We start from the raw sequence: 11256 nt of genomic DNA, 5'->3' as shown, positions 1-11256 counted from the left end.
GTAAGCGTCCGGCAGACACACCTTGACCACACCATTCTCCCCCGTGCTCCTCAAAACCACGCTCATTTGCAAGGCTTTAGTAAGCGCTTGGTTAAGTCACCGTGGTTCGGAATTCGCGCTTAGAAAACTCAATAGATAGTGAAGTGGGACGCCTCAGACCTCGGCAGATGGTGCGGATAAGATAAAGATTCGGTCGTCTTGGATTACCAGACCCATTCTCCGCGCCTTAGCTTCGGTTATCAGCGCCCATTATCAGACTGAGGAGCTTTTTAGCAGGTCAACTCCGAGCGCGAGAACGTTCGTTCAGCTACTGCCCTTATGCTGATGAGGTTGCCAGATTTGCACGGGCCCACTCCTCAGCGGTCGTGACTTGAGTCGACTGCTGCGCGTTGAAAGTGCCTGCTTTAGGCCAGGCCACGCCTCTGCCCTGGGCGAACACAGCGCGGTACTTCTTGATGTGATGCGTTGGGTCTCTCTCCAATTCTTGGAGCAAGTACGGAACAGTCCACACGTTACGTTTGAACGGGCGACCCAGTACACGTTCGAGGAGGCTCGCAACCTCTCCGTACGTCACTGTATCTCCCGAGAGGTACACAATCTGATCGCGGAAGCGAGGTTCGAAGAAAACAATTTCCGCTGTCAACGCACCAATGTCTTCTGGAGTCGTGAGCGTCACGCTGGTCTCAAGACTGCCTAGCGCGTTCACGGTATCGTTTTCGAAGTCAACCACCTCGAATACTGGCTCGAATAGAAAGCTGGTGAACATACCCGTCGAGATGATTACCCATTCAGTTTTATCCTGGGCGCGAAGCAATTCGCGTACATCAAGCTGAGCATCGAACAGATCTTGAGGACTGCCCCGACCGATTACCTCGAAGTCGACACCAAACTGCCAAGGAAAGTAGCGCTTCACACCGGACTTGAGAGCTGCTGTAGCCAGCTTCATCGGGGTTTCCCGGCCTGCAACCATGCCTGCGCAGCCTATTACGGTATCGAACCGTGCGAACACTTCAGCCAACTGATCGATTGAATTATTCACGAGATCTGCGGCCACCATCTGGATGCCAAGACCTCGAAGCTCATCGATTTCGACCTTTTTCTCGGGCACCTGAGTGTTGATGGTCGAATCCCTGAGCAGGACGCTGATTGTGGAGCCGGGCGCGCGCTTTGCTACTCGCGCAAGATTGCGCAGAACCGGCAGCCCAAGCTCACCGGCGCCTAGAACGAGAATGGATTGGGGGGAAAGCTGGGTCACTTCGGTCATGATTTCTCCTGAGACCTGTTGCCTGTAAGATGAACAAATGCTTGCACGATTAGGCAACGTTCGTAAGAAGGCACACCTGTGATACCAGAGAATGAAATGACCGATCAGGAGGCTCTCAGCCAGGCAGAAACAATTTGCCGAACGCTTAGAGAAGACGATGATGGCGTCAGACGAGAAGTGCTTGCTCACGCAGGTAGCCGCTGGTCGTTAGGTATTCTGCATGCCCTGGGGGTTTACGGCACGATGCGCCATGCCGAAATAAAAAGGCAGATGACTGGGGTGACTCAGCGGATGTTAACCAAGACGCTACGCTCCATGGAGCGGGATGGGCTAGTGGTTCGGCGGGAGTTCGGTGAGATTCCGCCACGTGTCGAGTATGAGCTGACGCCGCTGGGTATGGGACTGTTGATCCGCATGTCACCTATCTGGACTTGGGTTGTCGAGAACGTTGAGGATTTCCGCAAGGCGCGGCGTATTTTCGACAGTCAGGATGACAAAAAACCCGCATGGCAAATACCTCCATCGACACCATTAGATTCAGACGCGTCGGACTGAATGTAGCTCATAGCGTGTTAGGAGCCCTGTGCCCATTGATGCGGTAGTAATTGGTCAATTGCACTGGCCCTCTGTGTCGGCAACCGCGTCAGTACATCCTTGAGATACGCGAACGGATCATGCCCATTCATGCGTGCCGATTGAATCAAGCTCATAATTGCCGCCGCTCGTTTACCGCTGCGCAGTGATCCGGCGAAGAGCCAATTCGAACGGCCAAGGGCCCAAGGCCGGATCGTATTTTCGACCCGATTGTTGTCGATGGGCACAGCACCATCATTGAGGTAGCGCGTCAGCGCTACCCAGCGTTTCAGGCTGTAATCCAGAGCCTTGGCTGTGGCCGAGCCCTCGGGCACAAGTTCGCGCTGAGCCAGCATCCACTCATGCAACTTCTCCGCGATAGGAATCGCCATTTCTTGACGTAATCGCCAGCGATCTTCATCGCTCATCTCTTTGGCCTTTCGTTCAACCTCGTATAGGCCGCCGATTGAGTGCAGCGCCTGTTCGGCCAGTTGGCTTTTGTTCGCCACATGCAGGTCGAAGAACTTGCGGCGAGCATGGGCCATGCAGCCGATTTCGGTGATGCCCCCTTCGAAGCCGGCCTTGTAGCCTGCGAAGCCATCGCAGACCAGCTTGCCGTTCCAAGTGCCCAGGAAGTTGCGCGCATGTTCGCCAGCACGGCTCGGGCTGAAGTCGTAGACTACCGCCTTCAGTGCCGAGAATGGTGTCGTGCAGTAGGCCCAGACATACGCTCGGTGCGTTTTCTTTTCACCCGGTGCCAGCATCTGCACGGGTGTTTCATCGGCATGGACGACTCGCTGGGCCAGCACTGCCTCGCGCAGTGCTTCCACGAGCGGTTGCAGTTGTACGCCGGTTTGACCCACCCACTGCGCCAGTGTCGAACGGGCGATGGGCAGCCCGGCGCGGCCGAAGATTTTCTCTTGGCGATACAGCGGCAGATGGTCGGCGAACTTGGCCACCATGATGTGGGCCAGCAGGCCTGCGGTCGGGACGCCTTTGTCGATGACGTGCGCCGGTACCGGCGCCTGGATTAGCGTTTCACACTGCTCGCAGGCCCACTTTCCACGGATGTGACGCTCGACGGTGAATACGCCGGGCGTGTAGTCGAGCTTTTCGCTGGCGTCTTCGCCGATGCGCTTGAGGGCGCAGCCGCACTGGCAGTGGCTGTTGTCCGGTTCGTGATGGATCAGTGTGCGAGGAAACTGCGGTGGCAGCGGTGCGCGCTTGGGTTGCTGGCGCACTTTGGCTTCGACAGGTGCCGGTTGCAGCGCCTCAAGTTCGGCTTCGATAGCGGCGATATCCGTATCGATCAAGTCGTCGAGCAGGCTGGCTTGATCCGGGCTCAACTGCTCGCTGCGCTTGGCAAACTTGAAGCGTTTGAGCAGCGCGATCTCGTGGGCCAGTTTCTCGTTGACCGACTTGTGATGAGTGATTTGCTTGTCCATTGTCTCGACGCGCTGGATCAACTGCGCCGCCAGGGCACGCAGCTGTTCAGGGTTTAATTGATCGAGATTTGGATGCAAAGTCATGCCGCCGATTTTGCCAGAGAGGGCTGATGGCGACGATAGACTGATGGGCCAATTGCGCTGGCAAGCACGCCATGGCAGATGTTAAAGCATCGAGATGATTCCGCCTGCACCGACGCGCTGCCAAGGTAAACCGAGCACCAGGGCCTGAAGTTGCTCGGCATCCAACTCAACTTCGGAGCCGTGTCGCACACCCGGCCAGAAGAAGCGTCCTTGATTCAAACGCCGGGCGGCAAGCCAAATCCCCACGCCGTCATGCACCAGCACTTTCATTCGATTGGCGCGGCGGTTGGCGAACAGATAGGCACAGTGCGGCTTCGCCGCACCGAACACCGCCACGACTCGTGCGAGCGCGGTTTCAGTGCCGGCGCGCATGTCCATGGGCTCGGTGGCGAGCCAGATGGAATCGACGCGGATCATCGCAGCAGGTCTCGTAGGAAAGCAGAACACGCCGCTGCATTTTCTGCTGGCCAACTCACCACGACTACACCTTTTGGATGCGGCACTTCGATTCGGATCGTGGCAGGAAGGGCCTGATGCATCGGCACCGGCGGCGAAGTCTTGACCGGGATGAAGGCAGTTTGCAGTGCCAGGTTTTTCTGCGCATGCACCCGAATCCATTTATGGACGAGGTTTGCATTGAGGTTGTGGGTCAAGGCGACATTGGCAATTGAAGTGTCAGGATGGGCGCACTCAGTAATGACCTGGGCCTTGAAGGACTTGGAATAGGAACGGCGTTCTTGTGGCATGGGCGTCCGCTTAAAAAGGCTAAAAATGGTGTCCACTTAAATTTAGGTGGACACCATCGCCTTAACCGATGGCATCAGGAAGATGTGTTGCTCGGACGGTTACCTTTGGCTGGGCGCGATGTTCCTTTGAATGGGAAATGGCGTCTGTCCCTTATCGGTGTACCGAAGTGTTCTATGGCTGCAAAGTACATTGCTGTGGCAGAGTGCCTAAATGCTAATGCGGAGCTGCAATTTCGTTGTCTTGATGCAGGCGATCCTGAACTACGTCGCCCAACTCTGAAATCAGAGCCAGATGTGAAAATCAGCATCGAATAGCGTTCTTACTGACTGGGCATTGAGCACAGGCGGGCTTGAGCTATGCTTTGAACTCAATCTCACGAGTCAAGGATGTCGTGATGGTCATTCGTAACGCTTCGAATCACGCGATAATCGCTGCGGATATTGGTTGGACCGCAGAGGATGTTGGAAGGTATATCGTTCACATTGAGCCAATGGCCGATGGATCTGGCTACTTTTTGCTGCCGCACCAAGACATGCCTGGTGTCCCTCGATTCAAGCCAGTAAAGCTTGGCAATGATTGGGTAATAAAAACAGGCGCGATTCAACTTGAGTGTCTTTGATAGACCTTTACAGATATTTTTTGAAGCTACTCGCGGTTACGCTGATGGTAGCTCCAAGAATTGTCGCCGCTGGTATTACCATCAATATCGGATTGACACTGATGGGCAGCGACAAATACACCACCCACGGCAACACTGCCAACGGCAGAATCATCGCCCGTGCCCGGTGGTACAGAAACCCCGACTCCCGCGCCGCAGTGAAGCGGCGCAAATCCCGCCGCACCAGCCCATCCACCAGTCCGCTTAACGCCGCCAGTACGAACAACGGCAAGGTCAATATCAACACCAGCAATCGCAATAGAAACGTCGCTAAGGTGTAGAACGTCGCCAGCACATACCCCTCCATGTACACCACGGCTTGAGCCAAAGTGGCATTGAACCCCGTTGCTGTGTTGGCCTCTTTGGCCTGATCGTTCACCTGCTTCAACCAGTCAGGCAGCCCACTTTCCAGCAACAGGTTCTGGTGTAGCAAGTCCACCATCCTGTACGCGCTGCGCCCCGGCTCCTGCACCACCACGCTACGGGTGAAGTAGGATGAAAGCTGTTGCAGTTCGAAATTCATCATCCCTTGTGCATGCCGCCAGCCTTGCTCCGTCCAGAACAGATGCATTCCGATCAGTTCGATCGCCAGACACAGCAGCAGAGACCCCAACAACACTCCAATAAACCGCAATGGTAGGGAGACCAGGGAGAGCAGCAATCCTTGCTGCCGAGCCTGCTGTTGCTGGGCAACGCTGGCCGGATCACGCATGACGGCGGCTTTCGTTGTGCCAGATTGTTTGATTCTCACCATATTGGCGGCGCATGTGTTCAGCCAGGTCGAGCAGATTGTTGGGCATATCGGCATCTGGCTCATGTACAGGCAACGGCATCCGCAGTTTCCACAGGATGCCGCCTTCGAGCAGGGCAAAGGCCTGGCCTTTGGGCAATGCGACGATATGCGCGGGTTCCAGCAGCGGTACGCTGGTGGTGATGCGATCCATGCTGCTGGAGGTAAATGCTGTTCGTCCGTGTGGATCGGAGCTGTCAGTGGCGCTGCTCATGGGGGAGATGCCGGCGATTTCGACCTTTGGCAGTTGTTTGGTCAGCAGCTCTGCGGTGGCCGTTTCACGTACGCGCAACATGATCAGGTTGTTGAAGTTGCCCACCACTTGGCCTGCCTTGGCGCGGTTGCCGAGACGTGCTTCGATATCGCTGAGGGTCTGGGTGTAGGCGGTGACCTGCATACCGGCGCCGCCTCCCTTGTTGACCATGGGAATGAACTCGTCGCCCATCAGTTCGCTGAATTCGTCAGCATGGACATTGATTGCGGCCGTGGCGTTGGTTGTCGCGCCAGGCAGGCCATCATCCAGGCCGAATTTATAAAGGTGGCCGGCGACCGAGACCAGGTCGGCAAACATCGAGTTGCCCACGGCAGCAGCAACCTCCGCATCCGACAACGCGTCCAGGCCGACGTAGACCACTGCTCGTTGGCGTACCACCTGCATCCAATCGAAGACTGGCCGTGCGTCGTTGAGGTCGGTGTAGTCCGGGGCCAGTAATTGGGCAATGCTGCCGCTGGTCAATTTTTCCAACAGCGGCAGCAGGGAGGCGACGATCTTATCGAAGAACGTGCGCTCGTAACGCACGGCACTACGCAGGCCTTCGAGTACTGGATCAAACAGCGGTACCAGGCTTAGGTATTGCTCGATTACCACCACCCGACGGTCGCGGCCGAGCATATGGCGGGGCGTGTTGCGTTCGTTGATGCCTTCTTCGATCTGTACGATTGCTTCCCAACGAAGAGGGCTCGCGCTTTGCCCCGGCGATGATTTCGTCGGGCGTGTATGCCGGGGTGTTTGACCTGGAATATGGGCTGTCCCGCAAGGACAAGGCCGGGGGCAGCATCGGCCAGGCGTTGCAGCACATTGGCTATGCCGGCCCGCATGCGGTGGGCGGCCAGGCCGTGCATGCCGCGTTTGAGCTGCATATCGAGCAGGGCCCGATCCTCGAAGCGCAGGGCATTACCATCGGCGTGGTCACCGGCGCCCAGGGCCAGCGCTGGTATGAGGTGGAGTTGAGCGGGCGCAGCGCCCACGCCGGTACCACACCGATGGACCACCGCCTGGATGCGTTGCTCGGTTTTGCCCGCGTGGCCGAGGCGGTGAATGGCTTGGGTCTGGAGCAGGGCGCCGAAGGGCGGGCCACGGTGGGTATGACGAATATCTTTCCCAACTCGCGCAACGTGGTGCCGGGGCGGGTGTTTTTCAGCGTGGAATTCCGTCACCCGGACGAAGCAGTGCTGGCGCGTCAAGACCAGCAATTGCGCGACGCTGTGGCGCGTATTGCTGCGGGCATCGGTTTGCAGCACAACGTGAAGCAGATCTTCCTGTACGCGCCGATTGCCTTCGACAGTGATTGCGTGGCCGTGGTGCAGGCGTCTGCGGAGGCACTGGGATACAGCCATCGCCCGATGATTTCCGGTGCCGGGCATGACGCCTGCTACCTGAACCAGGTGGCGCCGACGGCGATGATTTTCGTGCCGTGCGTGGACGGGCTGAGCCACAACGAGGCAGAGGAGATTTCGCCGGAGTGGTCGACGGCGGGCGCAGATGTGTTGCTCCAGGCACTATTGGCCAAGAGCAATGCTGAGCCAATGATCTGAATGAGTCTTGGGAAACATTGAAGCGATTCGGTAGGGTGACAATTAGCGCTGTCCGATCGGGATTGCCAGCTCTCATAAGCTGGAGGTTTGCTCACTGGTGAATTTCTGTAACTGACATGGTGAAAACCAGCTTGGATCTACCCGCATTGGCGTAGGAGTGTGGAACATCTGTTTTTGCGACCGCTGAGCAACCTGCGTGGATGACTAATTCAGTGTCCCCGACAACACATTTAAGCGTCCCTTTCTCGACATGAAATAATTCAATTGTGCCCTGAGGATGCCCTTGTGACGAAAAGGACTCCCCTGGAAACATTTCCCAGCGCCACAGCTCAATCATGTTAGGCCCTGTGGTCCCTGCAAGAAGACGGGCTGTCCCGCCCAGATCACCAGTCCAGAGAGTGGGGATCTCCTGGCTGTCGATCATATGGGCAGCAGGGGCGTCTGTCACATTGACGATGTCTGCAACAGAAAGCCCCAACGCGGCGGCGATTTTGCACAGGATGCCTATGCTCGGGTTAGCCGTGCATTTCTCAATTTCGACGACCATTCCTTTACTTACGCCTGAGCGGCGAGATAGCTCATCCAAGGTGATTTTCTGATTCTTTCGTGCCTGTTTGAGCGTGCGCGCAACTGCCAGGCCCACAGTCTGAGCATCGGCGCCGGGCGTGGTCGATATAACGTTGTTTAGGGTCATTGTTCAGGGTCATGGGAGAGAGTTGGAGGGATTCTCGACGCTTGCTGCTGGTGTCGTCAATCTGCTCAGTGGCGGGATCTTATTGGTATAGTCGATATATTGACTTATTTGGTCGCTAATGGATAGCATGAAACCACATGTAGATCATTGGAGGTTTTTGATGCTGTCCGTACTGCCGTTAATTGACCAATCTGTTGCAGATTTGGCACCGGGCTTCCGGGCGCTGAGTATCGTTGTGAAGGCTGCGCCCCTGACCAACCCTGGTGTCGCTCAAGAGGCCTTGGACCGCGCTTGCCAGGCAGTGTTGGCAAGCGGGCCCGCTTGGGGAGAGGCGCATCTGGCAGCCTGGGCTGAGACCTTCCGAAAGTTTGGGGCCAAGCCACAACGCACGCCTTGCTCGGCTGAAGCATTGCGCAAGCGTGTTCTACGAGACGGCAGCTTACCGAGCCTGGACCCCATCGTTGACCTCTACAATGCCATCAGTATCGAGTACGCGATCCCTGTAGGCGGGGAAAATATAGACGCCTATGTGGGCACTCCGCGGCTCGTCGTCGCAGACGGTACCGAGCCTTTTGACACCGTGAAAGAAGGCGCTCCCGCTCACGAGTATCCAGACGCCGGCGAAGTGGTATGGCGGGATGATAAAGGCGTGACATGCCGTCGTTGGAATTGGCGGCAAGGTGTCAGAACACGCCTGGGTTCTGGTGCAAAACAGATGTGGTTCATTCTGGAAAGTTTGCCGGCGATGCCTCTTGAAGCGCTGACAGAGGCAGGCGACAAGCTTATCGAAGGCCTGCAACTGATGATGCCAGGCGTTCAAATTGAAAGCTCACTGATTGGTCCTGGATCTAATTAGTCAAAAGACGAAACCCTGGAGTCATGAATGATATTTACCGGCCTTAGCGCATTTCCCTTGACGCCTATGAATGAACAGGGCGTGGATGAGAAGGGCGTAAGCAAATTGCCGCTGTGATCGACGAACTGGAACTGAGCTGAACCCGGCTTCCTACATAGAAAGAGGGCGCCTGCCAATCATGTTCCATGAGGCAGGCGAACAGGTTTCTAGCGTTTCAGAAACGTAGTGAAGTGGTCCTTGTGATCCTGCAGGATCTCGCCTGGCAAGATCGTTGCGACACTCCCCCGATGTTGCAGGCCATGGGATAGCACATGCGCCAGTATTTGCTCCTTAGTCATGTTGCCAGGCTTTCCGTCCTTGAAAGTAAACGTCACGTGATCAGCCAGTTCCGCTGGCGTGACGGCTTTGGTGTATTCGACAAACCATTGATTCGCCTTGGAGAATTGCTCTTCAAGCTGACTCAAGTCCTGCGGTTGGTCGGTCACGACGGAGTCAAATTCGTCCGGCTTTCCTTTCAGTCTGGCGATGAACAACTGATCAACAATGTTGATGTGGTTGAGCCAATACATCGCTTTCGCCATTTCGTCTGGATAGGATTTTGCCGCTGAGGCTTTCAAGTATTTGAATAGTTCCTCCTCAGACCATGCCTTGTACTGGTAAAGCGAATGCAGAAGGTTTTTGGCGCTCATGGTGTTCTCCCTGATTTCTAGCTGACAGGTGTCCCGCGCTACCTGGCGAGGTAGCGCCAGAGACTTCGTTGCGGTTGGCTGAAAAAAGCTGGTGGATAAATGCAATGGTCACTATATTGACTTTTATAGTCAATAGATGGAAGCTGGATGACAAGCGATTTAAATCGTGGTGTTGGATTTCAGCAGGGCACCGCCAGAGAGGCGGCTAGCTCAGAGATTGCGAGAGGGTGTCTCAAGTTATGAAATACGTCAGTACGCGGACACCCGGCAAAACATTCGACTTTGGTGATGTGCTCATGGGGGCGTATGCCCCGGATGGAGGGTTATTCGTTCCTCTCAAGGTTCCTCACTTCAAAAGGGAAGATCTCTCCAAGCTGGAATGGCTGCCTTTCCATGAACTGGCACGTCACGTGATTGAGCCGTTTGTAGGCCGTTGGATACCTCAAGATCAGCTGCCTCAGATTCTCGAGGAAACGTTCGACTGCTTCAAAAGCAGAGCGGTTGCACCGCTTTACCAAACGGCGAGCAACGAGTGGATATTGGAATTGTTTCATGGGCCAGCTGGCGTCTATCAGGACTTTGGTCTCCAATTGATGGCTCGCCTGGTTGGGCACGACTTGTTGAGATCTGGCAAGAAAGCGCTTGTTGTAGGTTGCACCGGTGGAGACACAGGCGCTGCGGCTATAAAAGCCTTCTCCGGTATGCAAGGTGTGACCGTTATTGTGCTGCATCCCTCGAGAGGAATAACGGAAGAGCATAGACGCCGCTTATTGAGCGCGGGTGAAGAAAACATAGTTAATGTTGCTGTCGAAGGGGATTATTCCGATTGTCATCGCCTCTGCGAACAGTTCTTCAAACACAATACCGAAACGCAGCAACTGATATCCTTCAATTCCGTGAATTGGGTGCGAGTGCTTGCACATCTTCCCTTCTATTTTTACTCAGCACTTCAATTAGGCGCGCCTGACAGGGCAGTAGCCTTCAGTGTACCCACCGGCAATTTCGGAGCGTTATACGCGGGTTATATTGCCAGGGAAATGGGATTGCCGATTCGGCAATTGATCGTTGCCACCAATGTCAATGCGGGATTGCATAATTTTCTGCAAACTAATCTCTATAGCCGAAGTGAGATTCGTATTACTAATACGCCTAGTATGAACGTCTCATTGGCCTCGAATTTTGAACGCATGCAGTGGAGTATTCTTAACCGCCGCGGAGAAAAAGTAGCCAGGAATATGGAGTTGTTAGAGGGGGAGGGTTCGATTCAGTTAGAGCAAGATGAATGGTTGGAGGCACGTAAGCTTTTCGACTCGCTGGCCGTGGAGGACGCAGATGCTTTCCGGACCATTCATGAGGTGTTTGCGCAAAGTGGTTATCTGATCAGCCCCAATACTGCAATTGGTTTGCGAGCGGCGCGTGCCAGTAGGCGTAGCTTGCTTATCCCGATGATCTGTCTGGCGACGACACATCCCTCCAAGAGTGCCGCAGCGGCTGATGAAACAGATGCGCTGGGGGTCATCAAAGGGATCGGCGCTCTTCCTGGGCCTGATTATCGATGTGTTTCAATCCCTAACGATGTTGGCGCTCTTAAGCAGCTCATCGGGACGTTGTCCACAGACACGGAGTCTCGCTCGTTATAAG

11 protein-coding genes and 2 pseudogenes are annotated in these 11256 nt (G+C 55.4%); 5 read left to right on the top strand and 8 right to left on the bottom strand.

Features of this window, described 5'->3' with window-relative positions; genetic code table 11:
- Positions 1 to 316 precede the first annotated feature (316 nt).
- Positions 317 to 1264, bottom strand: a complete 948-nt coding sequence (locus tag BFP99_RS17865) for an aromatic alcohol reductase (RefSeq protein WP_065947525.1) — start codon at positions 1262 to 1264, stop codon at positions 317 to 319.
- A gap of 96 nt (positions 1265 to 1360) precedes the next feature.
- Between BFP99_RS17865 and BFP99_RS17860 the strand changes: the two genes are divergently transcribed.
- Entirely contained in the window at positions 1361 to 1819 is a 459-nt protein-coding gene (locus BFP99_RS17860) for a winged helix-turn-helix transcriptional regulator (RefSeq protein ID WP_003429427.1), read from the top strand.
- Between the two features lie 17 nt (positions 1820 to 1836).
- Here BFP99_RS17860 and BFP99_RS17855 read toward each other — a convergent pair whose 3' ends face one another.
- From BFP99_RS17855 to BFP99_RS17845, 3 genes are all read right to left on the bottom strand, one after another.
- Positions 1837 to 3366 carry an IS66 family transposase gene (locus BFP99_RS17855; protein ID WP_042944682.1) on the bottom strand — a complete coding sequence of 510 codons (1530 nt, stop codon included), beginning with the start codon at positions 3364 to 3366 and terminating at the stop codon, positions 1837 to 1839.
- 81 nt (positions 3367 to 3447) lie between these two features.
- Positions 3448 to 3783, bottom strand: coding sequence for an IS66 family insertion sequence element accessory protein TnpB (gene tnpB, locus BFP99_RS33655; RefSeq protein WP_003177794.1), 336 nt, complete (start codon positions 3781 to 3783; stop codon positions 3448 to 3450).
- Positions 3780 to 4112: an IS66-like element accessory protein TnpA gene (locus BFP99_RS17845; protein ID WP_003173944.1), complete on the bottom strand. Its 333-nt coding sequence runs from the start codon at positions 4110 to 4112 to the stop codon at positions 3780 to 3782. The genes tnpB and BFP99_RS17845 overlap by 4 nt, the downstream gene beginning before the upstream one ends.
- A gap of 395 nt (positions 4113 to 4507) precedes the next feature.
- Here BFP99_RS17845 and BFP99_RS17840 point away from each other — a divergent pair, with 395 nt between their 5' ends.
- On the top strand, positions 4508 to 4732 hold the full coding sequence (locus BFP99_RS17840) for a hypothetical protein (protein ID WP_065926026.1): 225 nt from the start codon (positions 4508 to 4510) through the stop codon (positions 4730 to 4732).
- Positions 4733 to 4739: 7 nt separating this feature from the next.
- Here the strand turns inward: BFP99_RS17840 and BFP99_RS17835 are convergent, their stop codons facing one another.
- Both BFP99_RS17835 and traD read right to left on the bottom strand, forming a co-directional pair.
- A complete protein-coding gene (locus tag BFP99_RS17835) occupies positions 4740 to 5483 on the bottom strand; it encodes a TIGR03747 family integrating conjugative element membrane protein (RefSeq protein WP_065926027.1) in 744 nt (247 codons plus the stop codon).
- A 10-nt stretch (positions 5484 to 5493) separates the two neighbouring features.
- Positions 5494 to 6519, bottom strand: a pseudogene (gene traD, locus BFP99_RS17830) (conjugative transfer system coupling protein TraD); the annotation flags it as partial.
- On the opposite strand from traD, the pseudogene BFP99_RS17825 reads away from it, so the two are divergent.
- Positions 6510 to 7376: pseudogene (locus tag BFP99_RS17825) on the top strand (M20 family metallo-hydrolase); the annotation flags it as partial. The pseudogenes traD and BFP99_RS17825 sit on opposite strands and share 10 nt — an antisense overlap.
- A 91-nt stretch (positions 7377 to 7467) precedes the next feature.
- On the opposite strand, the gene BFP99_RS17820 reads toward BFP99_RS17825, so the two are convergent.
- Positions 7468 to 8070: a helix-turn-helix domain-containing protein gene (locus BFP99_RS17820; protein WP_065926028.1), complete on the bottom strand. Its 603-nt coding sequence runs from the start codon at positions 8068 to 8070 to the stop codon at positions 7468 to 7470.
- A 160-nt stretch (positions 8071 to 8230) separates the two neighbouring features.
- On the opposite strand from BFP99_RS17820, the gene BFP99_RS17815 reads away from it, so the two are divergent.
- A complete protein-coding gene (locus BFP99_RS17815) occupies positions 8231 to 8926 on the top strand; it encodes a B3/B4 domain-containing protein (RefSeq protein ID WP_065926029.1) in 696 nt (231 codons plus the stop codon).
- Positions 8927 to 9132: 206 nt separating this feature from the next.
- Here BFP99_RS17815 and BFP99_RS17810 read toward each other — a convergent pair whose 3' ends face one another.
- Positions 9133 to 9615 carry a DinB family protein gene (locus tag BFP99_RS17810; protein ID WP_065926030.1) on the bottom strand — a complete coding sequence of 161 codons (483 nt, stop codon included), beginning with the start codon at positions 9613 to 9615 and terminating at the stop codon, positions 9133 to 9135.
- A gap of 239 nt (positions 9616 to 9854) precedes the next feature.
- Between BFP99_RS17810 and thrC the strand changes: the two genes are divergently transcribed.
- The gene (gene thrC / locus BFP99_RS17805; protein WP_065926031.1) at positions 9855 to 11255 is read left to right on the top strand and encodes a threonine synthase; all 1401 of its coding nucleotides are present in this window, start codon (positions 9855 to 9857) and stop codon (positions 11253 to 11255) included.
- The last annotated feature ends 1 nt before the right edge of the window (position 11256 follow it).

The organism is Pseudomonas sp. 1 R 17, assembly GCF_900067035.1.
Taxonomy (GTDB): Bacteria; Pseudomonadota; Gammaproteobacteria; order Pseudomonadales; family Pseudomonadaceae; genus Aquipseudomonas; species Aquipseudomonas marginalis.
Note: the sequence above shows the minus strand (reverse complement) of the source record. Positions and strands in the feature narration are given on the sequence as shown.

Excerpts from the sequence above, each read along its gene's own strand:
- BFP99_RS17835 (WP_065926027.1), bottom strand. The coding sequence starts at position 5,483 with ATGCGTGATCCGGCCAGCGTTGCCCAGCAACAGCAGGCTCGGCAGCAA.
- BFP99_RS17810 (WP_065926030.1), bottom strand. The coding sequence starts at position 9,615 with ATGAGCGCCAAAAACCTTCTGCATTCGCTTTACCAGTACAAGGCATGG.
- thrC (WP_065926031.1), top strand. The coding sequence starts at position 9,855 with ATGAAATACGTCAGTACGCGGACACCCGGCAAAACATTCGACTTTGGT.
- BFP99_RS17855 (WP_042944682.1), bottom strand. The coding sequence starts at position 3,366 with ATGACTTTGCATCCAAATCTCGATCAATTAAACCCTGAACAGCTGCGT.
- tnpB (WP_003177794.1), bottom strand. The coding sequence starts at position 3,783 with ATGATCCGCGTCGATTCCATCTGGCTCGCCACCGAGCCCATGGACATG.
- BFP99_RS17815 (WP_065926029.1), top strand. The coding sequence starts at position 8,231 with ATGCTGTCCGTACTGCCGTTAATTGACCAATCTGTTGCAGATTTGGCA.
- BFP99_RS17865 (WP_065947525.1), bottom strand. The coding sequence starts at position 1,264 with ATGACCGAAGTGACCCAGCTTTCCCCCCAATCCATTCTCGTTCTAGGC.
- BFP99_RS17820 (WP_065926028.1), bottom strand. The coding sequence starts at position 8,070 with ATGACCCTAAACAACGTTATATCGACCACGCCCGGCGCCGATGCTCAG.
- BFP99_RS17840 (WP_065926026.1), top strand. The coding sequence starts at position 4,508 with ATGGTCATTCGTAACGCTTCGAATCACGCGATAATCGCTGCGGATATT.
- BFP99_RS17860 (WP_003429427.1), top strand. The coding sequence starts at position 1,361 with ATGACCGATCAGGAGGCTCTCAGCCAGGCAGAAACAATTTGCCGAACG.
- BFP99_RS17845 (WP_003173944.1), bottom strand. The coding sequence starts at position 4,112 with ATGCCACAAGAACGCCGTTCCTATTCCAAGTCCTTCAAGGCCCAGGTC.